The following is a 26,565-nucleotide window of genomic DNA, read 5'->3' as shown; positions in this document are numbered from 1 at the left end:
TACTGGCTGTACCGACGCGTGAACCTCTAACTGAGGTTTATGAATGAAACGAATTTTAATTAACGCAACACACGAGGAAGAGTTGCGTGTCGCGATGGTCGATGGCCAGCGCTTGTTCGATCTGGATATCGACACCCCTTCCAGAGAGCAAAAGAAAGGCAATATTTATAAAGGTAAAATCACTCGTGTAGAACCCAGCCTTGAGGCTGTTTTTGTTGAATACGGTTCTGAACGCCAAGGCTTTCTGCCACTAAAAGAAATCAGTAAAACGTATTTCAGACAAACTAAAGATGACGGCGAAAATAATGGCCGCATTAATGTGCAGGATGTGCTTTCTGTTGGCCAGGAACTGGTTATTCAGATTGAAAAAGAAGAGCGTGGCAATAAAGGCGCTGCACTGACAACATTTATCAGCCTGGCAGGTCGTTATCTGGTTCTGATGCCAAACAGCCCACGTGCCGGTGGTATTTCTCGCCGCATTGAAGGCGATGATCGCGCTGAACTGCAAGAAGCCTTACGTGAGCTGGAAATCCCTGAAGGTATGGGCATGATTGTCCGCACAGCTGGGGTTGGCAAGCAAACTGAAGAACTGCAATGGGATCTGGAATATCTGGTTCAGTTATGGACAGCCATTGATTTAGCCACCAAAGACCGCGCTGCACCGTTTCTGGTGTATCAGGAAAGTAATATCATCATCCGTGCATTACGTGATTATTTACGTAAAGACATTGGTGAAATTCTGGTGGATTCCCCTGAGGTTTATCAAACCGGTTACGATTTCATGCGTATGGTGATGCCGCATGAATTAAGCAAATTCAAGCTGTATCAAGACAAAGTTCCATTATTTACCCGTTATCAGTTGGAAAGCCAGATTGAGAGCGCCTTCCGCCATGAAGTGCGTTTACCTTCCGGTGGTGCGCTGGTCATTGATCCAACGGAAGCGTTGATTTCAATTGATGTCAACTCGGCGCGTGCCAACAAGGGCGGTGATATTGAGGAAACTGCGCTCAACACCAATCTCGAAGCGGCAGAGGAAATTGCCCGTCAATTACGCTTGCGTGATTTGGGGGGGCTGGTGGTTATCGACTTTATTGATATGGGGCCAACCCGTAATCAGCGTGAAGTTGAAAACCGTTTGCGTGACCATTTGAAATCGGATCGGGCACGGGTGCAGATTGGCCGTATTTCCCGCTTTGGTTTGTTGGAAATGTCCCGTCAGCGTCTGCGTCCGGCATTAGGCGATGCACATCAGGAAGTCTGCCCGCGTTGCGCTGGTTTGGGCCATGTGAGAGGCGTTGAGTCCCTGGGTTTAGCGGTATTGCGTCTGGTGGAAGAAGAAGCGACCAAAGACAATGTCAGCCAACTGGTGATTCAATTGCCGGTTTCTGTTGCCACTTTTATGCTGAACGAAAAACGTGCTCAGATTGATGCGATTGAAAAACGTCACAATGTGCGTCTGGTGCTGATTCCTAATCCGCATCTGGAAACACCACATTACGATATCGAACGCATTAAAGATGGTAATGAAAAGCAGACCAGTAGCCATCAATTAATTACGACGCCAGAAATTGAAGCAACCGTTGTTTTAAAAGAAAAAGCCGTTTTGGAACAGCCTGCCGTTACCGGGATTGCTCCCATCGCTCCGGCGCCGATCATTAAACCTGCTGCGGCTGAGCGCAAACCAAGTCTGCTGAAGCGTTTATTAGGTGTCTTAACAGGAGCTCCTGTTGAAGAGTCTGTCGATACATCAAAGCAACGTGCCGCAGAAAAAGAGACTGATGTGGAAAAAGAAGCGAGAAATCAAAACCGTCGCAGTCGAGGTCGAAATAATAGCAATCGGCGAAATAACCGTCCCCGTCGTCCGGATGCTAATGCCAGTGATGAGCCGAAAAGTGCTAAAACTTCCGAATCTGCTTCAGCTGAAACCGTAGTGCCGGATAATAAGCCTGCAACGGATACGACTGGTGACGATAAAACACGTAATCCAAACGCAAAACGTTCGCGTCGTGGCGGACGCCGACGTCGTGGACGTGGTGAAGGTGATACAGCAGCTACGGGTGCCGTTACCACGGATTCTGTAGAAAAAGCTGAACCCGTCGAAAAAGGCAACGCTATTCCGACACCGCCGCCAGAAGTGAATGGCAATGCGATACCTGCGCCGGAACCGGAAGTAAATGGTAATGCCATTCCAGTATCGACTGAGCCAGAGGTGGACGGTAATAAAATACCGCAAAAACCAGCGCCACGCCGCTCACGTACTAGCACCGGTGCCAGCAGTAATAATCGTCGCCGACGTGGTGCACCTCCAAAAGACAAAGAAAATCGTGATGCAAATGAGGTAGAAAAAAATCCTGCTTCGGCTGATAATGAGACTCAGAAGGTTGAAAAAACAAAACCAACGGAAGAGAGTCCTAAAGCAGATGCCAAGGAATCATAAATTTACCTGTGACGACTTGCTGAACCTGATTGGTCAGCAAGTCGTATACCACCATCAACGCTGTGAAATTATTGAGTTGTTAGATGGCTGTGAACTGGTATTACAGGAGCTCAATCAGGACAGTAATATCCAGCCAACACAATATGGAGAAGGGCATCGCCCGGTTCCTGTGACCCATGTTTTACCGGTTTTTGATGGTGAAGGTGAACTGCATGCCGAATTAGTCTCAGCTGGTCTGGATCAATTACTGAGAGAGCAAGGCCTCTACGGCCAGTAAGTCCTGTTCAGTATCAACTCCATGTCCAGGATCAACCTGAGCTTCTGTCAAGTGAATCCGATTGCCATGGTAAAGCGCCCGAAGCTGTTCCAATGATTCAAATTGTTCCGGCGGCGCAGGCGGTAATTCATGATAACGATGCAAAAAATCTGCTCGATAGGCATACATACCAACATGCTTTAAATGCGGCATTGTGACGTTGTTGAGTGCCTGTTTGTTATTAAAATGCTCGCGTAACCATGGAATAGGGGCGCGGCTGAAATACATCGCATAACCTTTAGCATCCACCACTACTTTAACGATATTAGGATCAAATACCTGTTCAGCGTTTTCTAGCGGGCTGTATAACGTAGTAATTGCAGCTTCACGATGGTGCGCCAAATCCGCTGCCACCTGATTAATCAACACGGCTGGCAAACAGGGCTCATCTCCCTGTACATTGACCACTAAATCATCGCCATGAAATGCCCTTAACTGAGCCACTTCAGCCAAACGATCAGTGCCGGAAATATGATCATCCCGGGTCATGCAGACATCTGCACCAAAACTTTTCGCTGCATCGGCAATACGCTGATCATCTGTTGCGATAATGACTTCACTCGCTTCACTGGCCAACGCGCGCTCATAGACATGCTGAATCATCGGTTTGCCTGCAATTTCACGCAAAGGTTTACCGGGTAGCCGGCTTGAGGCAAAGCGGGCGGGTATAATGATTTTAAATTGCATCAGTCGATTTCTTCCGCAGTCAGTTCACGCGCCTCATCTATAAGCATGACTGGGATTTCATCCCGAATGGGATAGGCGACCCGACAGGCTTTGCAAATCAATTCCTGCGATTGCTTTTGATAGACAACGCTACTCTTGCAGACAGGACAGGCAAGTATTTCCAATAAGGTCTTATCCATGTAAAAGCTCTCTTAGTTTTTTATCGATTTCAGGGCCAAGCGAAGGGCTCAGCTGCGCCTCAGCAGGCACATACCACATGTTGTTTGTCGCAAATGCCTGACATTTTACCGCATCTTTTTCTGTCATCAGTATGGGGTATGGCTCGGCAAACTGGAAATCAGCGGCAGTATAACGATGATGATCCGCAAAGGCATGCGGGATAACGGTTAAGCCGAACTGTTGTTGCAATTGGTCAAAAAAACGCTGTGGATGTCCGATACCGGCAACGACATGAACAGGTGTATTGCTAAATTCACATAACGGTTTTTGAGTTATTTCTTTCTGCAATTGAATAGCTTGCTGGATCTGTAGTTGCATCGTCAGATCAGCATTACTTCCCTCACCATGGTGAATAATAAAATTGACCGTTTGTAACCGCGAGGTTGATTCTCGCAATGGTCCTGCAGGTAAACAAGCCTGATTTCCCAGACCGCGATTTTTATCAAGAATGACGATTTCCAAATCTCGTTGCAGTCGGTAATGCTGCAAACCATCATCAGTGATAATGATATTACAGTCATTTTCTGCCAGTAACTGTTTGCCGGCTGCAAGCCGATCTGCAGCAACCACTACCGGACACTGAGTGCGCCGATGGATCAACAGCGGTTCATCGCCGACTTCTGAAGCCAGGCTGTGTTGATGCACATTGCAGGGATAGTGTTCGGCTTTGCCACCATAACCACGACTGATAATACCCGGCCGCCAACCCTGCTGTTTTAAATACCGGGCTAACCAGATGACAAAAGGCGTTTTGCCGCTGCCACCTACACTGATATTACCCACCACAATTACCGGTACCGGCAATGACAATTGCTTGAAGATGCCAACCCGATATGCCTGGCGTCGCAGCAGAATAATCAGTCGATATAGCCAGCTTAAAGGCAATAATAACCAAGTGAGCGGAGTGGGGTGATTCCAGCTATTGGTTAGCCAATCGGTTTTCATTATTGCTGCTGAAACTGCAAGCGATGTAATTCAGCATAGTGATGACCTTTCTCCAGCAATTGCTGATGTGTACCTGTCTCGACAATATGTCCGTCATGCATCACCACAATAAGATCAGCCTTTTCTATGGTGGAAAGCCGGTGAGCAATCACCAGAGTTGTCCGGCTTTGCATCAGGTTTTCTAATGCTGATTGAATATGTCTTTCGGCTTCAGAGTCAAGTGAGGCGGTGGCCTCATCCAGAATCAGAATAGGCGTATCACGTAACAAGGCTCGGGCAATGGCAAGACGTTGGCGTTGCCCGCCGGAGAGTAATACGCCATTCTGTCCGACTTGAGTTTGCAAGCCTTCAGGCAGTTTCTGGATGAACTCCCAGGCATGTGCGGCTTTAGCTGCTTCAATAATTTTTTCTTCAGCAATGTCTTCCTTCTGTCCGTAGGTAATATTATTGGAAATAGTATCGTTGAACAGAATAACTTGTTGATTGACTAGAGAAATCTGTTTACGCAAATCCAGTAATTTAAGTGTGGTGATATCAATATCATCAATTAAAACCCGACCTTCAGTCGGCGAATAAAACCGAGGTAACAAACTTACCAGAGTGGTTTTACCACTGCCGGAATGGCCGACAAAAGCGATAGTCTGACCCGCCTTAATTTCAAAGCTGATGTTGTCCAGCACTTTTCGTGACGTAGTGTCGTACTGAAAGCTGACCTGTTCGTAGCGAATATCACCTTTAGCACGTTTAAGCTGTTGCTCGCCGGTATCGGCTTCTGGTTTTTGATCCAGCATGGTAAATACACTGTCAGCGGCGGCAATACCCGCCTGCAGTTTGGAGTTAAGTTTGGTGAGGCGTTTAAGCGGTGTCAGAATCATAAACATCGCCGTGATGAAGGAAATAAAAGTGCCCACAGTAATCTGTTCAAGCATCTGCGGTAAGGTGGCCAGATAAATAACAACGGCTAAGCCCAGAACGGCAATCAATTCAATAATTGGCTGACTGGTTGCCTCAGTAGCGATTTTTTTCATCCGCTGACGACGATTGAGCTGATTGACCTTGTCAAAACGTTTCGCTTCATATTGCTGGCTGCCAAAGGTTTTGACTTCACGGTGCCCCTCGATAACCTCACTGGAGGTATGACTCACATCGCCCATGGAGTCCTGAATAGTTTTACTGATGCGTCTGAAACGGGTACTGATTTTGTAGACCAGTAAACCGATAAATGGCACGGTCAGCAAGATGATTAATGACAGCATGCCGTTCAGATAAATCATCCATGCCAGTAAGCCGATAATTGTCAATGTATCCCGAACCAGTACCAAAATGGCATCGGTGGCAGCATCAGCTACCTGCTCAACGTCATATAACAATTTTGACATCAGCTGACCGGAAGTACTTTTGTCATAAAAGCTGGCGGGTAAGGTCAGCAAACGATCAAACATTTCCGTTCGCAAGGTCATGATCACATTCCGGGCGATCCAGCCCAAACCATATGTAGTCAGGAAATTGGCAACGCCTCGAATCAGAAAAATACCGATTAATGCGATGGGTATCCATTTAATAATAAACGGATCTTTTTCAACAAAACTGCCATCCATCAGGGGTTTCATCAAGGCGGCCATGGCCGTTTCGCTGGCAGCATAAACAAGCATGGACAAAATAACAGCGCCAAACACCAACCAGTAAGGTTTTACATAGGAAAGCAGGCGCTTATATAGTTGAAAAGCGCTCATCTCGCTGGCAGTTTGTTTCATGGAATCTCAGTTGTTTTTTGGCGTGTTGCCAGTGTCAAACGGGTAAAACCAAGTAATTGTGCTGCATCCATTGCCGTCACAATATGCTGGTATTCTGCATTGGCATCTGCACTGATAATAATGTGCGGATTGTCATTATCCCCTGCGGTGGTTTTTAGCAAATCACGTAAGGCATCACGTGTCAGCTCGGTCATTGGGATATCGTTGACCAGCACTTCACCATTCGCCCGAATGATAATATCAATCGGTGATTCCTGTTCGGCTAATGCCTGACCGCTGGCTTCCGGTAAATCCACTTTAAGTGAACTTTCCCGGATAAAACTAGTGGATACCATAAAAAACAGCAGCAACAGAAACACTACATCAATCATCGGAGTCAGATTGACATCGGGTTCTTCAGAGTTCCGCGGCAACAGTTTCATTGCGAACGCGCCTCATCAGGATCAAACTCACGTTCGCCATGTAACATTTCAATTAACTGCATGGCCTGTTCTTCCATGCTCACTACCAGCTGATTAATTTTGCCGCGGAAGTAGCGATAAAAGATTACACTGGGAATGGCCACAACCAGACCGGCAGCAGTAGTGAGTAAAGCCTCGGAAATACCGCCTGCGAGCGTTTCCGGATTGCCGACACCTTCCAGTGTGATGACCGCAAAGACTTTGATCATACCAATGACCGTACCTAACAATCCTATTAAAGGTGAAATCGCCGCAATGGTTCCCAAGGTATTGAGATTGCGTTCCAGCTGCTGGGTGACGTGACGTCCGGTATCTTCAATGCTTTCCTTGGTGATCTCACGGGAACTGTTGCGATTAATCAGACCGGCCGCGAGAATTTGACCGAGCGGAGAGTTCTTTTGCAGCGAATTAATGCGGTATTGGTCGATTTGCTTGAACTGTAACCATTGCCAGATTTGGGTGATTAATTCAGGTGGTGCAATTCGACGTTGTTGCAGGCTCCAAAATCGCTCGGCAATAATCGCAATGGCAATTATCGAACAGCCAAGTAGCGGTAACATCAGCCAGCCACCTGCTTTAAATAGTTCCAGCATGCTCCATCCGTCCCAGTGAAATAAATGTTGCCATGATACGTGAAAACGCATTTATTCAGTAGCGTTACGCATCCATAATCTTCGATGTTGTTCACGCCAGCCTGTGGGCATTAAATTCATTTTTCGATCGAGTTTGATAAACAATGCGCCCAGCCTGCCCGTTTGATAGGTCTTGCTACCCATCTCATGATAGCGGGCAACTACATCGGCAGCAGGAAAGTTATAACGATTTTGATAGCCGCTGGCAAATAACACAAATCGGGGGGAAACCTGCTGGATAAATGCCAAAGAAGATGAACTGCGACTGCCATGGTGAGGTGCGATTAAAATATCGGCACTGAGTTGGCGGGCATATTGTCTGACCAGGCCGGATTCTGACCGTCGTTCAATGTCACCGGTTAATAAGATGCTGCCATATTGACTGCTGATTTTGAGGACACAGGATAAGTCGTTCCGACTGCCGCTATCATTATTAGACGGATGTAACACCTCAAATAGAACCTCATCCCATTGCCATGATTGACCCTGCTGACAAAGCGCACTGTCAGTTAGTTTATCGGGATCACTACTCAGGATTTGTCTGGCAGGATAATTAGACAAAACCGCATGAGCTCCACCGATATGATCATTATCCGCATGACTAATCACCAAGGTATCCAAGTGTTTTACGCCAAGATGACGAAGGTACGGTACAACGACTGCCGAGCCGGTATCAAAATCACCAAATGTCGGACCCGTATCAAACACCAGAGTATGATTTTGGGTTTGTACAACGGCTGATAAGCCTTGGCCTACATCTAATAATGTAAACCAGATTTCTGCCGCATCAGGTCGTTTTGGGCTGTACCAGAATAGCGGCAGGATCAATATGAGGCCTAGCCAGCGTAACGGCCAACCGCGCGGTGCGAGCAATATCAAGATGCCAATGACTGACAGACTAAGCAATCCGATGGAAAATACCGGAGTTTGCCAAACGGATATAGGTAATTGCGCCAGCCAATCCAGATACCACCACAATAACGACAATAGCCTTTCGGTAAGATGCAGCAGCCATGCTGCTATCTGTACATCAAAGCTTAAGAGCAGCAGTGTTAATAACAATAGCGGCACAATCAGAAAACTCACCAAAGGCACAGCCAGTAAATTGGCCAACGGTGCTATCAGAGAGGTTTCCTGAAAAAACAGCAGCAACAGAGGCGTCAAGCCAACGGCTATCCAAAAGTGAATATGCAACCAAAGCCATTTTCGGGCAGGTTGTCGATATTGTGCTACGTACAAAATGCAGATGACGGCAGCAAATGATAACCAGAAACCCACGGCCAACACAGCAAACGGATCGATAAATAGAACAAGTATTAAACTCAGGCTTAACACCTGTAACGGTTCAACACGGCGCTTGATAAAAATACTGAGCATGACCACACTGACCATCACTAAAGCGCGTTGCGTTGGGATGGATAAACCGGCCAGCAGTGCATAAAACACAGCGAGTAAAAAGCCACCCATAGCGCCCGCTTGCCGATCACTTAATATTAATAAGTGTCGACTGCGCATCCGCCAAACGGTTTTGACAGCAAAAAATCCCAAAGCAGCCGCCAGACCAATATGTAGACCGGATATCGCTAACAGATGACTGGTACCAGTCTTTCTTAAGGTTTCCCATTGTTCTGGTTGCATGAGATCTCGACTTCCAACGCCCAGCCCCTGAATCAGGGCCAGATGCGGGCTATGTTCCATTAGAGAAGTCATCTTTTCGATTAATGTTGCACGCCAGTAGTTAACCGAATACATCGGGGCGGATTGTAACTTTTGATTCAGCTCTGATTGTCGTATATAACCTGTCGCGCCGATCTGTTGCTGGAATAACCAGGATTCATAATCAAAACCGCCGGGATTCGCCATGCCTTGAGGCATTTTTAAACGAACCAGCAATTGCCATTTTTCGTTGGCCTGGGGAGTGATATCTGGTGGAAAATACCAGCTTAGACGAAGTTTGGCGGGTAATTTTACGCTGCTGTTTTCTGGTTTGAATTCAAAACGAACGTGTTGAACGTTATGATGGGGAAGTGAAGTAATGAAACCACTGACCAGAATATCTTGTCGTTCAAGTGTGGCATCAAGTTGATTATCTAATCTGATATGCGTCTGGATACCGGTCCATAGTAGAGCAACAATAAACCACAAAATGGTCCATTGTGACGAACGCCAGGCAATAACAATCAAGGGGAATAGTGTGAGCAGCCAATACAATGAGGGTAGCTGCGGCAACCATGCCACTAATAAACAGCCTGACAAAAATGCAATGGCAGGTTTGATCATATATCCCTATAATGACCGCCGTTTGTCCGTAATGCTGAGACATAATGCCTCGTAAGTTCCTAAAACGAATAATGCCAGATCATGTGACGATGCGCGAGCATAAGCACATGCGTCGTTTTGGCGAAAGGATAATGGCTCCGGAATTATGGCACCTTAATCGCCGATCGGTATCTGCGGCAGTTGCGATAGGGGTTTTCTTTGCTTTTATACCGATGCCGGGTCAAATGCTGGTAGCTGGTCTGCTGGCTATCTGGTTACGGGTAAATCTGCCTATTGCAGTAATGTGTGTCTGGATAACCAATCCGTTGACCATGGCGCCAATCTACTTTTTTACTTACAAAGTCGGCGCTACATTGCTTGATGTACCACTGCGTACCCATGAATTCGCTTTTAGTCTGGAATGGTTGTGGCAGGAGATAGGCTTTGTCTGGCAACCGTTCTTACTTGGTTCGGTGGTTTGTGGTGCGTTTGCGGCCGTGGCCGGTGTCATTATCGTGCGATTGATCTGGCGTCTGGTGGTGATTAATAGCTGGTTAAAACGTTATCGCCGTCAAAAAGCACGACAGGATAACGACAATAACCAGCCATAAAGTCAGTTTTGTAACTTACCGTCGATTAAGGTTAATTGCTGATCCATTCTGGCAGCTAATTGACGGTCATGGGTCACTATTACCAGCGCAGTACCCAATTCGGCATTCAGTTGCATAATCAAATCAAAAATCCCTTCAGCGGTATGATGATCTAGGTTGCCGGTGGGCTCATCGGCCAATAGGCAGGCGGGTTTGGTAATCAAGGCACGGGCTAAAGCTGCACGTTGACGTTCACCACCCGATAATTCGCTGGGTTTGTGATGTACGCGATGGCCAAGGCCCACCTGTTGTAATAATTCAGATGCTTGTTGTTTCGCTGATTTAGGGTGCATACCGCCGATGACCAGAGGCATGGCGACATTCTCTTCTGCAGTAAACTCTGGTAGCAAATGGTGAAACTGGTAAACAAATCCCAAAGATTGGTTACGCAGTTTACTCAAAGCATTGACGGACAGCTTACTGATATCCTGATCCAATACTTCAATCTGTCCGCTGGTTGGGCTGTCCAGTCCACCTAAGAGATGCAGCAAGGTACTTTTGCCTGAACCGGAACTGCCGACAATCGCTATACGGTCACCTGCAACCACCTGAAGATTAACATCCTGTAATACAGGCGTTTCCAGATTGCCGTCTTTATATCGTTTCACCAGATTCTGGCAGCGAATCACATGATTAGTCATAGCGTAATGCCTCAGCCGGTTTCACCTGAGCGGCACGCCAGGAAGGGTAAATGGTCGACAGGATCGATAATACAAACGCGGTAATACCGATAACGGTCACATCATTCCAGTTTAGCTCTGAGGGCAGGTCACTAATGTAGTAGACCTCCGCTGGCAGGAATTGATAACCCAGCAGCATCTCAATCCAGGCAATAATATTCGATACATTCAGCGCCAGAATGACTCCGCCAATTACCCCCAGCAGGGTGCCTATCAGTCCAATCACAATGCCTTGCACCATGAAGATCCCCATAATGCCGCGTGGCGACATGCCCAACGTTCGCAGAATGGCGATATCTGAATATTTATCCGTGACCATCATTACCAATGTTGAAACAATGTTAAATGCTGCAACAGCGACAATCAGCATCAGGATGACAAACATCACGGTTTTTTCTGTTTTTAATGCACGGAAAAAGTTGGCGTGTTGATAGGTCCAGTCGGCTGCCCGGTATTCTGCTGGTAAGGTTTGTAATAAATCTCGGGTAATTCGTGGTGCCTGGTAAACATCATCCAGTTGTAAGCGCAGCCCTGTCACTTTACCGGGAATACGGAATAAATTAGCGGCATCCTCGATATTCATGATGGCCAGAGCACTGTCATATTCATACATTCCGATTTCAAACACACCGGCGACAGTTAAACGTTTCAGGCGAGGAATCACCCCCGCAGGAGTTGGGGTGACGTGCGGGGTTATGACGGTAATTTTATCGCCGGTGCCCACACCCATTGCGATGGCCAGATCCTTACCCAGAATAATGCCGTAACTTCCTGGTTGCAGAGAATCAAAACGACCCTGAATGATTTTGTCGCCAATCGAAGAGACTTTTGGCTCCAGAGCTGGATCCACACCGCGAATTTGGGTCCCACGAACCCGGCTTCCTTGATTCAGCATCGCCTGGCCTTCCACGAATGGGGCAGAACTCATGACGCGGGGAAAGCCTTCAATTAAAGCTTCTGCTTTTTGCCAGTCAGACAACGTGCCGCCGGAACCGGTAACAAAGGCATGCGAAGTCATTCCCAGAATCCGTTCACGTAATTCCTTTTCAAAGCCATTCATTACGGACAAAACAGTAATCAACGCCGCCACACCGAGTGCAACACCCAGCATGGAGGTCATGGAAATGAACGAAATAAAATGATTACGCCGTTTGGCCCGGGTATAACGGGTGCCGATATAGACACTTAGAGGTCTGAACATATTTTCGCTCTGGCAAAATGCCCGCCTTAACAGCGGGCAGGTGCAAATTATTTAGGATGGACGGTTTGAGTGCCGTTTTCGGTGCCAAGCAACAACACATCCGCAGGACGCATGGCAAACAAGCCGTTAGTCACTACGCCTACGATATCGTTCAGCGTTTTTTCCAGTTTGATAGGTTCCATGATATCCAGACCATGTACATCCAGGATGACATTATGATTATCGGTGATCACACCTTCACGATAAACCGGTTGGCCGCCCAGTTTGACAATCTCACGCGCAACATAACTACGAGCCATCGGAATGACTTCAACCGGTAACGGGAATTTACCCAATACATCGACCAATTTGGTTGCGTCAGCAATACAGACAAATTTATCAGCAACCGCAGCAATAATTTTTTCGCGGGTCAATGCACCGCCACCACCTTTAATCAGTTGCAGATTATGGTTGGACTCATCGGCACCATCGACATATACCGCGACTTCTTTCACATCATTTAAATCAAACACTTCAATGCCATAATCTTTTAAACGCTGTGTGGAAGCATTGGAGCTGGACACGGCACCTTCGATGCGATGTTTGATAGTCGCTAAGGCATCGATAAAGTGATTAACGGTAGAGCCAGTGCCTACACCTACAACACCGTCGGTAGTAATATATTCCAAAGCCGACCAGGCAGCTTGTTTCTTCATTTCATCAGCAGTCATTGCGATTCCTTGTTAATTTGAATGGCTTGATTTTATCCGGCTAATTATAGAGATAAATAGCGGTCAATGGTAACGTAGTCATCTTTCGTTAACCTAACAGACTGAATCTGGAACCCCATGCTCACAGGCTATGTAGAAAAAATCCTCAAAGCGCGCGTTTATGATGTCGCTATCGAAACACCTTTGGATTTGATGCCAAGATTATCCAAGCGACTGGATAATCAGATTCTGATTAAGCGCGAAGACTTGCAGTCGGTATTTTCCTTTAAGTTACGTGGCGCTTATAACCGGATGAGTCATTTAACTGAAGCCGAACGTATACAGGGTGTCGTCGCCGCTTCAGCTGGAAACCATGCGCAGGGCGTGGCATTGGCCGCCAATAAAATGGGCATTTCTGCGGTGATTGTGATGCCCGTCACCACGCCTCCCATCAAGGTCGAAGCGGTACGCATGTTAGGTGCTGAAATTACCTTGCATGGCAACAGTTACGATGAAGCCTTTGATTATGCTAAGCAGGTTTCAACTGATCAGGGCAGGGTGTTTATTCATCCCTATGATGATCCATTGGTGATCGCCGGACAGGGCACAATTGCAATGGAAATCATGCGCCAGCATCCGGATCCGGTATACGCGGTATTTATTCCCGTAGGTGGTGGCGGATTACTGGCTGGAATGGCGGCTTATATCAAAGCTATCTGGCCTGAAATTAAAATCATTGCGGTTGAGCCGGCAGATGCTGCCAGCCTTAAAGCTGCTCTGGATGCGGGGGAGCGTGTCAAATTGGATCAGGTTGGTTTGTTTGCCGATGGTACAGCGGTCAGGCAGGTTGGCGAAGAGCCGTTCCGCATTGCACAAAAGACGGTCGATCATGTGGTCACCGTGGAAACAGATGAAATCTGTGCGGCGATCATGGATGTCTTTGACGATACCCGTTCGATTGCGGAGCCATCAGGTGCCTTATCGATTGCTGGTGCGAAAAAATACATTCAGCAAAATGGTTTACATAATAAAACCATGGTGGTGATTAACAGCGGCGCTAATATGAACTTCGACCGGTTACGGCATGTGGCTGAACGTGCCGAAATCGGTGAACGCCGGGAAGTGTTGTTTGCCGCTACCATTGATGAACAGCCGGGCAGCTTTCAGCGCTTCTGCAAAGCATTGGCAGATCGAGGCATCACCGAATTCAATTATCGCTACGCTGATAATCAGCAGGCACATGTATTTGTCGGTGTACGTATGTCGGGGCGTGAAGAAGAGCGGCAGATTTTGTTTGAGAACCTGACGCAGGCAGGTTATCAATGGATTGACTTCACCGATAATGAAATGGCCAAATTGCACGTTCGGTATATGGTGGGCGGACATGCACCTCAAGCCGAAAATGAGCGTTTGATTCGCTTTGAATTTCCAGAGCGGCCGGGTGCGTTGTTACGCTTTCTGACACATATAGGCCAACGCTGGAATATAAGCCTGTTTCATTATCGAAATCATGGTGCTGCCTATGGCAGGGTACTGGTTGGTATCCAGGTGACGCCTGAATTCAATGAAGAATTTCAGGCGTTTCTGGACAACCTCGGCTATGTCTATTGGCTGGAAACCGATAACCCGGCCTATGATTTGTTTCTCAAGTGATCAATCGGTCAAGGTAGTGGTATCGCTGATTAACTGAATCTGCCCATGCACATCAACAGACACTTTATTACTGCCCGCTTCCAGAGCTGCCGGTGCACTTTTGCTACTCATATCGGCAGACATCATCATACTGCTTTCCATGCGATGAACCGGGGCATAACCGCTGGTGTTCACTGATAAATTGACCAGACGATAACCCGGCTCATCAAATTGCTGCTGAATCAATGCCGCCTTATCGCGAAATTTGCTGATAGCTTGCTGCATTAATTCGTTCTGGGTGGATTCGATTAATTCATCAGACAGCGAAAATACTATCGATTGCACGGTGCCCAAATCCTGCACGTCACCTAACAACTCACTCATTTGTGTGAAATCATGGCTATGCAGACGAATTTGCTGGCTAACTTGCCAGGAAACGATTTGGCTGTCTTTGTACATCGGACGGGTTTGATAGCCGGTGGTTTGTGATTTTACCGAGTCATAAGCCTTGATTTTTTCCAACAGCTGATTACTGCGCTGATTGACCTGTTGGCCTAGTTTAGTTGGATCTGTTCCATTAAGCATGACCTGAATGACGCTGGTTACCTGGTCGTTAGCCACTTCTGTAGCCGCTGTTGCATTCAGGTTGACCAGATTAAAATTCAAATCATTTTCGGCAACCGCCACAGCGGATGACAACAACATCGTAAGGGCAAAAAAAGTGTTTTTCATAGAGAATGTTCCTGTGAAAGATAATTTGAAGTCGAGTTTGGCTTGCTGTCAGTACAGCATGATTGCTAAATTAACAGGATTTGGCTGACACTGTCAGCGAGATACCGCACAAAATTATTGTTAATGTTGAGGATAGACATGAAAGCTGAACAAAAAATTCTGCCTGATTCAGAGCGCTTGATCGAAGCAGCTGCCGAACATTTCGTTGTGACTGCACGTTCAGCTATTGCTAAACGGGGTGTGTTTTATGTTGCGCTGGCCGGGGGCTCTACACCTAAAGGTCTCTATCAGAAGCTGGCCACATCGCCTTATATCGAACAGATTGATTGGGCGCGGGTGCAGATCTTTTTTGGTGATGAGCGTTGCGTGCCGGCGACGCATGATGACAGCAATTTTAAAATGGCCAGATTGGCTATGCTGGATCATTTACCTATTCCTGCTGAAAATGTGCATCGCATGCCCACTGAGAGTGGCGATGCCACTGAAGTGGCCACTCGTTATGCTGATACCATCAAGTTGATTATGGAAGATAGACCATTTGATTTAGTCTTGTTGGGTTTGGGACCAGATGGCCATATCGCCTCATTATTTCCCGATACTCCGGCACTTGAAGTAACCGATACGTTGACTGCCAGTTTATTTGTTGAAAAATTTCAATCCTGGCGCGTGACATTGACCTATCCGGTAATCAATGCTGCCAGACAGGTCATTGTCTTTATTGCCGGTGAAGCCAAAGCAGATATTGTCAGAGATATCACTACCGGGGCGGTAACTGGATTACCGGTGCAACGACTTGCTCCAACAGGGGATTACTACTGGTTTATGGATAACGCTGCCGCAGCGAAATAATATGAAAACGTTGTTAGCTGCCGATATCGGTGGCACCAAAACCTTGCTGCAATTAAGCCATTTTGATGGTGAGGTGATCGTACAGCAACGGTTTGATAATAAAGCCTATACCGATTTTGAGGATTTGCTGACAACGTTTTTATCGTTAGTGCCAGCGAGTTATTTTCCTGTCAGCAGTGCCTGTTTTGCAGTGGCAGCGCCGTTGACTGGCCGACGGGTTCAACTGACAAATCTTGCCTGGATAATCGATATTGATAAATTACAGGTGATGTTTCCGATTGCGGAGATTTCTTTGATCAATGATTTTGCCGCTGTGGGTCATGGTATTGATGAGCTTGGTGAAGAAGATTTAACGGTTCTGCAAGCGGGGGAACCTCAAGCCAGGGCCCTGAGGGCAGTTATTGGTGCGGGCACCGGTTTGGGGCAGGCTATTCTGTCACCAATACATACAGGTTGGCGAGTATGGCCAACGGAAGGCGGTCATACTGACTTCGCACCACAGGAACGAACACAGCAGAAACTGTTGGAAAAGCTGTTCGAGCAATACGACCATGTTTCTTATGAACGTGTATTGTCTGGTGCCGGTCTGGTGATGTTGTATCAGTTTATTGCTGAGCAACAGGGAGCCGCCGATTCATGTGTAAGCTTGTCTGCTGAACAGATTAGTGACTATGCGCTTAAGCAATCAGATCCATTAGCCGTAAAAACCATGCAATTATTTATGCAGATATATGGTGCTCAGGCTGGCAATCTGGCGCTGACTGCTTTGCCCGGAGCCGGACTTTTTATTGCTGGTGGCATTGCCGCAAAAAATTCAGCGTTGTTTAAGCAGGAACATTTTATGCAGTTTTTTCTTGCCAAGGGGCGAATGCGCGGCGTGTTGGAAAAAATTCCGGTCTACCTGATTAATAATCCTGATGTGGGGCTGTTAGGTGCACGTTTGTTGGCTCGAAACGCGTTATAATGTTCGGCATGACAGATAAAAAAAATCACATTCTGGTTAATGTAGAAACCACCTACCTGGATCATGAATCCGATCCGGCAAGGGCAAGATATCTTTTTGCCTATACCATTACTATCACCAATGAGGGCGACACCCCGGCCCGGTTATTATCGCGTTACTGGAAAATCACTGGCGGCGATGGTCATGAGCAGGAGGTGGAGGGCGATGGTGTTGTGGGGCAGCACCCTTATCTGGCACCAACTGAAACCTTTACTTATACCAGTGCGGCGATGCTGGATACCCCGGTTGGTATGATGCAGGGCCATTACAACATGATGGATGATAATGGTAGCCGATTTGCCGTCGATATCCCGGCGTTCACGCTGGCCGCACCGCAAAAACTCCATTGATGGCAGGTATTTTACAAACAGCTGCCAACTGAACCTGCTGCACAAATCCGCCCATCAATCCAGATAGCCTTATCCAGCCTGGCATCTTGCAAATCGCTGCCACCCAGCTTGGCATCCCGTAAATTGGCAAAACTTAAATCACTGTTGGATAAATTACTGTAGGACAGATCAGCCTGTTGCAGGTTGGCGCCTTTCAGATTAGCTCCCTGCAGGCTGGCATAACTCAGATTGCTAAGTTGTAAATCGGCATAACTCATATCAACTTCCATCAGATCGGCGCTCATCAGGTTTGACATGGCCAGCACACTGTTACGCAGGTTGGCTTTGGTCAGGTTAGCAGCGGGAATATCCATTGCCGGTTTCAGACAGTTTTCCCAGTTCGCGTTGGGCGCAGGCACACTGTCACAATCAGCTTCCGATAGACTTGACGGTGTCGGGAATAATATGGCGAAGCTGAAAATAGCGATGAGAATCAGGCTGATAATCAGCAATGGCCAGAAACGGGCAGGACGTTGAGGTTTGAGCTTTTGTAATAATGCACTGCGTTGCTGGCGCTGCTGAATTAAAAAGTCTGGTTCCAGTCTGCGTCGTTGTTCCCGACGCATTTCACGTTCAGCTTCGGTCATAGGTTGCTGATTGCGGCGATCAAAACCATCACGTTCATCAAGAGGTAACGGTGGTGGGGTGATAGGATCGACAACTTCCAGTTCGATGATATCGCCTAATGGCTGCCAGTTTTTTTGGTCCGAACTGATCTCTGTTTGGGCATCAATTCTGCCTAACTGCAGATTACTTTTCAGCAGGGCTATGGTGAACGGTCCACTGATCCTTGTATTTTGGCGGGTATACCATTTTGTACTGAATTTTTTCATTGGCCGGTCTTTGGCAACAAGTTGGTTGTTATACTAGCATTGTGTTTAATTCCAGGTGAATTCATGCAAATACCTCAGACCTCACAGGCTGCTCAGGTCACTGTAACGGGATCGGCAAGTCAAACGCCAGCGTTGACACCGGGACAAGTTGCGCAGGCTGTGGTGATATCGGCTGGAAAGGCGGGCGAAAATGTCGATATCCAGTTAGCAGGAAGGGTTATTACCATTCAGGCCGGGGTGGATTTGCAGCGTGGACAGACTCTTGAACTGCAACGAACCGATGCAGGTGCCAGTGATAAAGTAGCACTTAAATTACTCTCTGTGGCGGCTGTCACATCGGTTATGCCGAACTTCCGGCCAGGGCAAACGTTACTGGCAGAAGTCATTAAGTTATTACCTCAGCAATCTATCCTGTTGGCATTGCCGCAAGCCGGAAAATTGCCTGTGCCACTGGAATTGGATATCAGCAGGTTGAATTCCAGTTTCAAACCCGGACAGCAGCTTTTATTACAGATTCTGGGCAACGCACCACTGAGCGTTGCTCTAAAAACGCCCAATCCGAATTTGTCAGAAAATCTGATTTCCCAGCAACGCCGATTATTGCCGTTTGTTTTCGCCCAACCTCCGCAATTACAAAATGTGATCAATTCGTTACCGGATCTGAGAACAATGACTCCGGTTCAAAATGCGCTAAGTCAGCTATGGCAAAATATTCGCGAAACGCAAACTGTTCAGCAATCAGCCAATTTGCAACAAGCGATTCAACAGTCCGGAGTGTTTCTCGAAAGACAATTGATGCAGCCGAATCCGGTGATAAGTGGTGATTTCAAAGCGAATTTATTGAAACTGGCTGCAGCACTTGAAGGACAGATCCGACAAACAGCAAACGGTCAAATCAATGCTCAGAATCTTCCGGTGGAAATTCGTAATGCCCTGATAAATTTGCTCAATCAGCCTTCCGCTTTGCAACAGCTTCCATCACATATTACGAACGCTCTTATGGCAAGTGGTCAAACTCCGGCCCAATTATTAACCATGTTGCTGGCTGGTCAAGGACTGGCTGGCAACACCAGTCCCAATGTTCAGAATCTCAACCTTCAGAATATATCTGTTCAACAAAGTACTCAAAATGCACAATTTCAGGCTGGTGTGAACGAATTAGCCAGATTACAGGTTTTACTGCGCGAAGTAGAAACGGCGATTGCCAGAGTTCAGATGAATCAATTGAATATGGTCAGGGAAGCAGATAATCCCGCACAGCCCCAAGTCTGGTTGATGGATGTGCCCTTACGTGACAAACAACAGTTGCAGTGGATGCAGTTACAATTGCAACGTGGAACAAAGCAGGATGAGCAAGATGCAGAACAGTGGCAAGTGACACTCAATCTGGAAACACAAAACCTGGGGAAACTGCGCGCTTCAATTGCTTTGCAGACAAATAATGTCAGTGTGTCATTAACTGCTGAAGATCCAGAAGCGGTTGCGCTGCTGGAAGACAATATCGGTTTATTGCGTGACAAGCTATCAGCACTGGATTTACAGGTTCAGCGGCTCAGCTGCCATTGTGCGCCGGTAGAGTGGTTATCTCCGGTTGCGCAGACTGACTCGTCAGATGCATTACTGGATATCTCAGTATGAAACAACAAGCAGAGCCGTTACGTGCTATTGCATTGCATTATGACGGAGACAATGCACCCACAGTGACCGCCAGCGGCGAATGCGATATTGCTGCTGAAATTATTCGCATTGCTAAACAGCACAATATTCCCCTTCGTGAAGATGCCGTTCTGGCTGATATGCTGAAAGAAATGCAGCTGGGGGAAGCGATACCTGAAGAGCTTTATCGAGTTATCGCAGAAGTGATTGCTTACGCATATATTATTTCGGGTAAATTCCCTAAGGACAAAGGCTAAATTCCAGTACAGATTAATCTGCGTTAAAGCATTATTACTGAGTTTGAGGCTTGTTTTTTTTTCAATACTTTACAAACAGCATTACAAAAATCTCATTAAGTGTTGATTTTAAAATATAAAACCGCTATTTTCATTTGCGTGTATCTTGAAACCGGTCATAAAGAAACCGCATACAAACCAGATGAATAAACTTCTAACAGTTGAGTCACCGATGTCAAGGACATCTGAGCAGAGCCTGACGGCACCGATATCTGCTGCGGAAGTGAGTGACTTGTTGGCTGCGCGGATTCTGATTAGTGGGACACGGCTTTCTGATCTGGCTTTTCTGCAAACCATGTTGTCGTTGAGTGGCTTTACCAATATCTCCACTGCCAATGGCCCGGAAAAACTCATGCAAATGCTGAGACAGGCCATTTCTGGTGACCTATGCGATATTGATTTGATCATCCTCGATTGCCGCTTGGGTGAATGTAATGCCCGGGAACTCCGGTTGAAGTTGGATCAGTTTGATGAATGGCGATTGATTCCGGTTATCGCACTGACAGAAAAATCACAATGGAACCATAATCAGCTATTAACGGATTTAGGACATGGTGTCACCTCACTTTTATATCGCCCGCTTACCGCTGAGTCATTGCCTCCCGCGGTCATGACAACTTTGGCTGCCAAACGTGAACGTGACCATTATCATCTCCGTCAGCAGCAGATTGAAGATGAAAATGCTCAGTTGCGAGTCATGGAAGCCAGACTGCAATTTTCCGTTAATCATGACGATTTAACCGGATTGGCAAATCGGCGACGTTTGGAACAGGCGCTCGATATTACGTTGACTCAGGTACGAAACTTCCATACCAGTAGCGCGTTGTTTTATATCGATCTGGATAGTTTTAAAGTACTGAATGATGCCGAAGGTCATGAAGCTGGTGATACCTTGTTAGTTCAGGTTGCCAATTCGTTGCGGAGCTTTTTTAAAGTCCGCGATACACTGGTGCGGATTGGTTCTGACGAATTTGCTGTATTAGTTGATACCATTGAACCGGATACTGCCATAGCCCGCGCTGAGGGCCTGCGGGAAATGTTTGATGGATACAGTTTTACTTTTCATGATCATGAATATCATTTATCCGCCAGTATTGGTGTTAAATGTATTACCGAAGCCGCTATTTCTACAGTGGGTGAAATCTTATCGCATGCTAATCAGGCATGCTATACCGCTAAAAAACGGGGCCGGAATCGGGTTCATGTATACAGCCCGGCTGATCGGGAAATGTATGCGTTAAGACATAGTGTCGAGTGGGCTCCAAGAATTCGTGCGGCATTAAAACAAGAAAATTTCATTCTTGAATTTCAGCCTATCTACTCGCTTAAAGAGAAAAAAATCAATCACTATGAGTGTTTGATACGCATGCGTGGGCAGGGTGATAAACTGTATTACCCACATGATTTTATACCGGTTGCAGAAGCCATGGGATTGATTCATCAGATTGACTTGTGGGTCGTTAACCATGCTTTTGAATTGCTCAGAAATGTTCCCGGCGATACAGCGCTGGCGGTTAATCTATCGGGTAATATTTTTCTAGATAAAAACCTCTACCCACTGGTTGAGCGCAAGTTACTGGAAACGGGGGCGGATCCATCCCGGCTGGTGTTTGAAATAACTGAAACCTCGGCAATTTCCAACTTTGAACAAACCAAACAAATGGTCGATCGATTGCGAAATCTCGGATGTCGATTTGCATTGGATGATTTTGGTGCCGGATTCAACTCCTACAGCTACCTAAAACATTTTCCGGTGGATATTCTTAAAATTGATGGTGGATTTATTACCAATCTGCACAATGACCCTGTCGATCAGCTATTAGTAAAGTCGATGATCGATATTTCGCATAGTCTCGGCAAAAAAACCGTTGCTGAATTTGTCGAAGACAGAGAAACCCTGAAAATGCTGGAAGAGTTTGGTGTGGACTTTGTTCAGGGATATTTAATCGGTAAACCACAGCGGGTAATGCCCACCAAGCCTTAGGGTCTGTTGATCTTTCAGAGTTACAAAGTTGAAGTGCTTACGTAAAGATCAACATAGCCTAATGCAAATCGGTAGCCGAATGACGCTGTGCTCCGTGCAACCGGGTAATCAGCAGTGCCTCTTCTTCACTCAGATTGCAATTATCAATAAGTTGATTGATATCGACCCCTTTTCTGGCCAGCCGAATTGCATGCTCATAGCTATGTTGTTGTGGTTGACCGAGATCCATGCTTTTTTGCTGATCACGAATCTTCATTAAGGCCTGTTCAAATCGGACGATACGTTCATCAGAGCCTACTGCTGCGCTGCATAACGCTGATAACTGCTGCTGCAGAGAGCTGATTTGGCTTGCCTGAACTCGACTCAAGCGAAAGAAACGGTAGCTGGTAACAAGCAGCACAATTCCCAGCAAACCTACCAAACTATATAAGATATATAACATCATGATATGTCTCCTGAGACATCACACATATTCATCAATAATGCCGGTTTTAGGCGGCCGTTTAGGTTTAACCTCATCAGCGTCTTCTTGTGCCTTCTCATCCTGTTGCTTTGGTTTATGGCGTCGTTTCTCATCCGCCGGATTGTCCACTCGGGTGGTGGGAACAAGTGGCTGGGTTGGATGAATTTCGTCTGCCATGATTTACATCAGAAACTGGCGATATCCGCTATTTCGTCATCATTAAGCAGCTTGTTGACATCAACCAGAATTAACAGGTTTTTATCACGGCTACACACTCCCTGAATAAAGCGTGAACTGTCATCACTGCTGACATTCGGGGCCGTGTCTATTTCTGATTGATGCAAGTAAACAACTTCAGCCACACTGTCGACCAGCATGCCGATGACGTTACCGCTTACCTCAGCAATAATAATGCGCGACTCCTCATCGACTTCCCGGGAGGACAAACCAAACCGTTTGCGAGTATCGATCACGGTGACTACATTGCCACGCAGATTGATAATGCCGAGCACATAATCCGGAGCTCCCGGTACAGGCGCAATTTCAGTCGGGCGCAGCACTTCCTGTACTTGCATCACATTGATGCCATAGACTTCTTGCTCCATTTGATAAGTCACCCATTGCAGAATAGGGTCATTACCAGCCTGATTATCTTGCTCACTCATTGTATTTTCCTTATTCACAAAATATTGGCACATAAGTGGCTGCCAAATTTATGACGTTCTGTGTTTATAAGCATCAAAGCACAGTCTGTGCCAGTTTTATATTCGGTTATCGCAATATTTTTAACAGTTCTGTTAATGAAATAATACTGCTTAAAGGTGACATTAGCATACCTGCCAGCCAGGGTCTCTGTCCCGGTTCCCGCCGCCAACGCACATTTTCACTCTCCAGCGTAACCACATGGCGGATAGTGGATACAGCCAATCCCAGCTGTTTATTGTTCACCAGTAATATGTAACGGTTATCTGTTGAATTACTTGATTTATTGGTAATTAATGTTGTTAAATCAATTACTTGAGTATGCTGTTTAGGGCGGCTTAGGGTGCCAACGATATAGTCTGGCTGACCAGGAAGCTGTGACAGACCTTCTTCGGGCCAGTTCTCTATGCCGTCCAGTTCATCCAGGGTTAACGCCAGTTGCATACCAGCCACTTCAAATAATAAAGCCTGGGTGTCTTTGTCAGAAGTATTCGCGAGGCTGGCAATAATCCCGGGCTCAGTCTCAGGCACCGTTTCAGTTATTTCAACTGCAACGTGTTCCAAAGTCTCCGGTTCGCTGTCCAGTAACAGCTCCTGCAGATAGGCTGTCAAGGCTTGCTCTGGTTCTTTAATCTGGATTGGTTTAGACATTTTGACCGGGCTTTGCCGCTGGGGCTTTAGTGAGTTTTTTCATTAATCGTTCATAGGCCATACTGCCACGACTTTCTGGGTTGAGCGCAGGCAGAGGAATGCCAGACTTACTGGCATCGCGAAATTGTGTATCAATCGGGATAGCATCCTGCCAGAGGTTTTCTTCATAATCCTTTTGCATTTTACGCAATGTCTGAACGCCGGCACGGGTACGGCGATCAAACATCGTTGGCACAATCAGGTACGGAAGTTTGTGCTGGCGGGAATGATTGATTAACTGCAGAGTATGCAACATGCGTTCAAGCCCTTTTAAGGCAAGAAACTCGGTTTGTACCGGTATCAATAACTCATCACAGGCAGCCAGCGCATTGACCATTAAAACACCCAGCATAGGCGGGCAGTCTATCAGCACATACTCAAATCGCTCATTCAGTTGCTTTAAGGTTTTGTGAATGACCAGGCCTTTACCGCTTTGGATACTGAGTTGGCGATCCAGGGTTGCCATGGCCGTTGCGGCGGGTAACAGGTAAATATTATCCTGATTGGTTTTTTTGAGTGTTTTGAAAATAGCGTTGAGCGGTTGCTGGTCTGACTGTTGAAATAAAGTGTAGATACTGTGATCGATATTATCGGGATCAAACCCAAAATAAGTGGTTAACGAACCGTGCGGATCCATATCCAGTAGTAATGTGGAATGACCTTTTCTGGCAAGATGACTGGCCAGGCTGACCACTGTAGTGGTTTTGCCGACACCACCTTTTTGATTGGCAATCGCCCAGACCGTCATGGAGATACTTCGTCAGTAACGGAGGGTACCAGCACAGGAGGAGGCAGGCTGTCAGTAATGGGGGTAATACTGTTTTCAGACTCTGTTTCACTGCGATTCAATTGCTCATCAAACACTTCGAGGGTTCTTCGGCTCTCCTGGCTTCCCAGAATAACCAGTACCACCCGGCGGTTTTTTTGGCGGCCTAATTCGGTCTCATTATCCGCAATTGGTTTAAACTCACCATAACCTATGGCTGACATACGGCCCGGTTGAATACCAAAGCGATCCAATAAATTCACTACACTGGCCGCTCTGGCAGCTGACAGCTCCCAGTTTGACGGGAAACGCGGTGTATTAATCGGTTGATCATCAGTAAATCCCTCTACTTGTAGTGGGTTGGCGACCGGGGCAAGTACATCGGCAATCTGACCAATTACCGGTACAGCCTCACGGGCCAAACGGGCATCACCACTGGCAAACAGAAAATTGGAATTGATCTCCACCTCCAGCCAGTCTTCAGTTTGCTTGATACTGACATCTTCATTGGTAATTAAATCAGCAAGCGCGTTGCTGAGTTGCTGCGAGATATCGTTGATGGTGCGCAAACTTTGCTCGGAAACAGGAGGGCGTTCCCTAGGCAGTTCAGGCAGTTCAATTTCAAAATCCGGTACTTCCGGCTTACCCGGCGAAGCGACACGTTCACCTTGTCCACGGCTGACTTCACCAATCTGAATCGGGTCACTGCTGCGAGTAGGTTGTGAAAAGACGCTTTCCAGTGTTTCTGATAAAACACGGTATTTGCCTTCATTCACTGATGAAATGGAATACATCACTACAAAGAAAGCAAACAGCAAAGTGATAAAATCAGCATAGGACACCAACCAGCGTTCGTGGTTTTCGTGTTCTTCATGCCGTTTTCTACGGGCCATCAGGCTAACCCAGATAAGCCTGCAGACGGCTCTCGATATTGCGCGGATTATCGCCATCAGCCACGCTGATCAAGCCATCTATCAACATCATTTGTAATTGGGTGCGACGTTGTACCAATGTTTTAAGTTTATTTCCCATCGGTAAAAACAATAGATTTGCCAACCCGACACCGTAGATGGTGGCAACAAATGCCACGGCGATACCCGAACCAAGTGAAGAGGGATCCGCCAGATTACCCATAACATGAATGAGTCCTAACACTGCACCAATGATACCGATGGTTGGCGAATAGCCTCCCATGGCTTCATAGACTTTAGCCGCCTGCAGATCATTGTTTTCCATGATATCGAGATCGGTTTCCAGTATTTCGCGAATGATTTCCGGCTCGGCACCATCGGCAATCAGTTGCAGACCTTTCTGAGTGAAGATATCAGTTTCTTCCATGGCCATGGCCTCCAGACGAAGTAACCCTTCTCTGCGGGCAATCTGATTCCAGTCAAGAATTTTATCAAGTAAGCGTTTAGCCGATTGTTGGGGTGGCTTGAAAATCCATACGGTCATTTTCAGGGCCCGAATAAAGGTATTCATCGGCGTCTGCAGCATGACTGCCCCCAGTGTACCACCCAGTACGATTAACAAGGCTACGGCATTCAGAATAGTATCGAGATGACCACCCTCCAGATACTGGCCGACGATGATGGCGCCAAATCCAATCAGTAAGCCGAGTATGCTGAGGATATCCATCG

29 protein-coding genes are annotated in these 26,565 nt (G+C 46.8%); 10 read left to right on the top strand and 19 right to left on the bottom strand.

Translation table 11 applies throughout. The features are described 5' to 3' along the window. The first annotated feature begins 43 nt into the window (after positions 1 to 43). Positions 44 to 2,437, top strand: a complete 2,394-nt coding sequence (locus tag B2W60_RS05175) for an Rne/Rng family ribonuclease (RefSeq protein ID WP_292362286.1) — start codon at positions 44 to 46, stop codon at positions 2,435 to 2,437. Then, complete coding sequence (locus B2W60_RS05170) at positions 2,421 to 2,714, top strand: hypothetical protein (RefSeq protein WP_292362287.1); 294 nt, start codon at positions 2,421 to 2,423, stop codon at positions 2,712 to 2,714. Before B2W60_RS05175 ends, B2W60_RS05170 begins: the two co-directional genes overlap by 17 nt. On the opposite strand, the gene kdsB is transcribed toward B2W60_RS05170, so the two are convergent. Genes kdsB through B2W60_RS05135 form a run of 7 tightly spaced genes read right to left on the bottom strand, consistent with a single transcriptional unit; the run spans position 2,682 to position 9,731 of the window. Continuing rightward, entirely contained in the window at positions 2,682 to 3,440 is a 759-nt protein-coding gene (gene kdsB / locus B2W60_RS05165) for a 3-deoxy-manno-octulosonate cytidylyltransferase (protein WP_292362288.1), read from the bottom strand. The genes B2W60_RS05170 and kdsB overlap by 33 nt on opposite strands. Then, on the bottom strand, positions 3,440 to 3,619 hold the full coding sequence (locus tag B2W60_RS05160) for a Trm112 family protein (protein ID WP_292362289.1): 180 nt from the start codon (positions 3,617 to 3,619) through the stop codon (positions 3,440 to 3,442). Before B2W60_RS05160 ends, kdsB begins: the two co-directional genes overlap by 1 nt. Continuing rightward, positions 3,612 to 4,604 (bottom strand): tetraacyldisaccharide 4'-kinase, encoded by a 993-nt coding sequence (lpxK, locus tag B2W60_RS05155; RefSeq protein WP_292362290.1) that lies wholly within the window; start codon positions 4,602 to 4,604, stop codon positions 3,612 to 3,614. Before lpxK ends, B2W60_RS05160 begins: the two co-directional genes overlap by 8 nt. After that, positions 4,604 to 6,358, bottom strand: coding sequence for a lipid A export permease/ATP-binding protein MsbA (msbA, locus tag B2W60_RS05150; protein ID WP_292362291.1), 1,755 nt, complete (start codon positions 6,356 to 6,358; stop codon positions 4,604 to 4,606). Before msbA ends, lpxK begins: the two co-directional genes overlap by 1 nt. Beyond that, complete coding sequence (locus B2W60_RS05145) at positions 6,355 to 6,780, bottom strand: ExbD/TolR family protein (RefSeq protein ID WP_292362292.1); 426 nt, start codon at positions 6,778 to 6,780, stop codon at positions 6,355 to 6,357. The genes msbA and B2W60_RS05145 overlap by 4 nt, the downstream gene beginning before the upstream one ends. Next, positions 6,777 to 7,412: a MotA/TolQ/ExbB proton channel family protein gene (locus tag B2W60_RS05140; protein WP_292362293.1), complete on the bottom strand. Its 636-nt coding sequence runs from the start codon at positions 7,410 to 7,412 to the stop codon at positions 6,777 to 6,779. Before B2W60_RS05140 ends, B2W60_RS05145 begins: the two co-directional genes overlap by 4 nt. Positions 7,413 to 7,463: 51 nt before the next feature. After that, positions 7,464 to 9,731 carry a DNA internalization-related competence protein ComEC/Rec2 gene (locus tag B2W60_RS05135; protein ID WP_292362294.1) on the bottom strand — a complete coding sequence of 756 codons (2,268 nt, stop codon included), beginning with the start codon at positions 9,729 to 9,731 and terminating at the stop codon, positions 7,464 to 7,466. A 107-nt stretch (positions 9,732 to 9,838) separates the two neighbouring features. Between B2W60_RS05135 and B2W60_RS05130 the strand changes: the two genes are divergently transcribed. After that, positions 9,839 to 10,321 carry a DUF2062 domain-containing protein gene (locus B2W60_RS05130; protein ID WP_292362295.1) on the top strand — a complete coding sequence of 161 codons (483 nt, stop codon included), beginning with the start codon at positions 9,839 to 9,841 and terminating at the stop codon, positions 10,319 to 10,321. A 2-nt stretch (positions 10,322 to 10,323) separates the two neighbouring features. Here B2W60_RS05130 and lolD read toward each other — a convergent pair whose 3' ends face one another. From lolD to rpiA, 3 genes are read right to left on the bottom strand one after another with little or no spacing between them, the layout of a single operon-like run. Then, a complete protein-coding gene (gene lolD / locus B2W60_RS05125) occupies positions 10,324 to 11,001 on the bottom strand; it encodes a lipoprotein-releasing ABC transporter ATP-binding protein LolD (protein WP_292362296.1) in 678 nt (225 codons plus the stop codon). Continuing rightward, positions 10,994 to 12,241, bottom strand: coding sequence for a lipoprotein-releasing ABC transporter permease subunit (locus B2W60_RS05120; protein WP_292362297.1), 1,248 nt, complete (start codon positions 12,239 to 12,241; stop codon positions 10,994 to 10,996). The genes lolD and B2W60_RS05120 overlap by 8 nt, the downstream gene beginning before the upstream one ends. A 47-nt stretch (positions 12,242 to 12,288) precedes the next feature. Next, the gene (gene rpiA / locus B2W60_RS05115; RefSeq protein ID WP_292362299.1) at positions 12,289 to 12,951 is read right to left on the bottom strand and encodes a ribose-5-phosphate isomerase RpiA; all 663 of its coding nucleotides are present in this window, start codon (positions 12,949 to 12,951) and stop codon (positions 12,289 to 12,291) included. Between the two features lie 117 nt (positions 12,952 to 13,068). On the opposite strand from rpiA, the gene ilvA reads away from it, so the two are divergent. Next, a complete protein-coding gene (gene ilvA, locus B2W60_RS05110) occupies positions 13,069 to 14,583 on the top strand; it encodes a threonine ammonia-lyase, biosynthetic (RefSeq protein ID WP_292362300.1) in 1,515 nt (504 codons plus the stop codon). Here ilvA and B2W60_RS05105 read toward each other — a convergent pair whose 3' ends face one another. Next, the gene (locus tag B2W60_RS05105; protein ID WP_292362301.1) at positions 14,584 to 15,294 is read right to left on the bottom strand and encodes an SIMPL domain-containing protein; all 711 of its coding nucleotides are present in this window, start codon (positions 15,292 to 15,294) and stop codon (positions 14,584 to 14,586) included. It abuts the gene before it with no gap. 138 nt (positions 15,295 to 15,432) lie between these two features. Between B2W60_RS05105 and pgl the strand changes: the two genes are divergently transcribed. The 3 genes from pgl to apaG are packed head-to-tail and all read left to right on the top strand — an operon-like array spanning position 15,433 to position 17,496. Continuing rightward, positions 15,433 to 16,143: a 6-phosphogluconolactonase gene (pgl, locus tag B2W60_RS05100; RefSeq protein ID WP_292362302.1), complete on the top strand. Its 711-nt coding sequence runs from the start codon at positions 15,433 to 15,435 to the stop codon at positions 16,141 to 16,143. Position 16,144: 1 nt separating this feature from the next. Then, on the top strand, positions 16,145 to 17,107 hold the full coding sequence (gene glk, locus B2W60_RS05095) for a glucokinase (protein WP_292362303.1): 963 nt from the start codon (positions 16,145 to 16,147) through the stop codon (positions 17,105 to 17,107). A gap of 8 nt (positions 17,108 to 17,115) precedes the next feature. Beyond that, positions 17,116 to 17,496 (top strand): Co2+/Mg2+ efflux protein ApaG, encoded by a 381-nt coding sequence (apaG, locus tag B2W60_RS05090; protein ID WP_292362304.1) that lies wholly within the window; start codon positions 17,116 to 17,118, stop codon positions 17,494 to 17,496. A gap of 11 nt (positions 17,497 to 17,507) precedes the next feature. Here apaG and B2W60_RS05085 read toward each other — a convergent pair whose 3' ends face one another. Then, positions 17,508 to 18,368 (bottom strand): pentapeptide repeat-containing protein, encoded by an 861-nt coding sequence (locus tag B2W60_RS05085; protein ID WP_292362305.1) that lies wholly within the window; start codon positions 18,366 to 18,368, stop codon positions 17,508 to 17,510. Between the two features lie 63 nt (positions 18,369 to 18,431). Here B2W60_RS05085 and B2W60_RS05080 point away from each other — a divergent pair, with 63 nt between their 5' ends. The 3 genes from B2W60_RS05080 (at position 18,432) to B2W60_RS05070 (ending at position 22,304) form a co-directional block, all read left to right on the top strand. Then, a complete protein-coding gene (locus B2W60_RS05080) occupies positions 18,432 to 20,006 on the top strand; it encodes a flagellar hook-length control protein FliK (protein WP_292362306.1) in 1,575 nt (524 codons plus the stop codon). Then, positions 20,003 to 20,281, top strand: a complete 279-nt coding sequence (locus tag B2W60_RS05075; protein ID WP_292362307.1) for an EscU/YscU/HrcU family type III secretion system export apparatus switch protein — start codon at positions 20,003 to 20,005, stop codon at positions 20,279 to 20,281. Before B2W60_RS05080 ends, B2W60_RS05075 begins: the two co-directional genes overlap by 4 nt. A gap of 211 nt (positions 20,282 to 20,492) precedes the next feature. Beyond that, positions 20,493 to 22,304, top strand: coding sequence for a putative bifunctional diguanylate cyclase/phosphodiesterase (locus B2W60_RS05070; RefSeq protein WP_292362308.1), 1,812 nt, complete (start codon positions 20,493 to 20,495; stop codon positions 22,302 to 22,304). A 58-nt stretch (positions 22,305 to 22,362) separates the two neighbouring features. Here the strand turns inward: B2W60_RS05070 and B2W60_RS05065 are convergent, their stop codons facing one another. The 7 genes from B2W60_RS05065 to B2W60_RS05035 form a co-directional block, all read right to left on the bottom strand. Continuing rightward, positions 22,363 to 22,749, bottom strand: a complete 387-nt coding sequence (locus tag B2W60_RS05065; RefSeq protein WP_292362309.1) for a DUF2802 domain-containing protein — start codon at positions 22,747 to 22,749, stop codon at positions 22,363 to 22,365. Positions 22,750 to 22,767: 18 nt separating this feature from the next. Beyond that, positions 22,768 to 22,944: a hypothetical protein gene (locus B2W60_RS05060; protein WP_292362310.1), complete on the bottom strand. Its 177-nt coding sequence runs from the start codon at positions 22,942 to 22,944 to the stop codon at positions 22,768 to 22,770. 8 nt (positions 22,945 to 22,952) lie between these two features. Continuing rightward, the gene (locus B2W60_RS05055; RefSeq protein WP_292362311.1) at positions 22,953 to 23,432 is read right to left on the bottom strand and encodes a chemotaxis protein CheW; all 480 of its coding nucleotides are present in this window, start codon (positions 23,430 to 23,432) and stop codon (positions 22,953 to 22,955) included. Between the two features lie 106 nt (positions 23,433 to 23,538). After that, complete coding sequence (locus tag B2W60_RS05050) at positions 23,539 to 24,120, bottom strand: chemotaxis protein CheW (protein WP_292362312.1); 582 nt, start codon at positions 24,118 to 24,120, stop codon at positions 23,539 to 23,541. Further along, the gene (locus B2W60_RS05045) at positions 24,113 to 24,907 is read right to left on the bottom strand and encodes a ParA family protein (RefSeq protein WP_292362313.1); all 795 of its coding nucleotides are present in this window, start codon (positions 24,905 to 24,907) and stop codon (positions 24,113 to 24,115) included. The genes B2W60_RS05050 and B2W60_RS05045 overlap by 8 nt, the downstream gene beginning before the upstream one ends. Beyond that, positions 24,904 to 25,818, bottom strand: a complete 915-nt coding sequence (motD, locus tag B2W60_RS05040; RefSeq protein WP_292362314.1) for a flagellar motor protein MotD — start codon at positions 25,816 to 25,818, stop codon at positions 24,904 to 24,906. Before motD ends, B2W60_RS05045 begins: the two co-directional genes overlap by 4 nt. Before the next feature lie 4 nt (positions 25,819 to 25,822). Then, positions 25,823 to 26,563 carry a flagellar motor protein gene (locus tag B2W60_RS05035; RefSeq protein WP_292362315.1) on the bottom strand — a complete coding sequence of 247 codons (741 nt, stop codon included), beginning with the start codon at positions 26,561 to 26,563 and terminating at the stop codon, positions 25,823 to 25,825. Between the last annotated feature and the right edge of the window lie 2 nt (positions 26,564 to 26,565).

Source organism: Methylophaga sp. UBA2496 (genome assembly GCF_002341635.1).
GTDB lineage: Bacteria > Pseudomonadota > Gammaproteobacteria > Nitrosococcales > Methylophagaceae > Methylophaga.
This window is presented reverse-complemented; position numbering and strand designations above follow the sequence as displayed.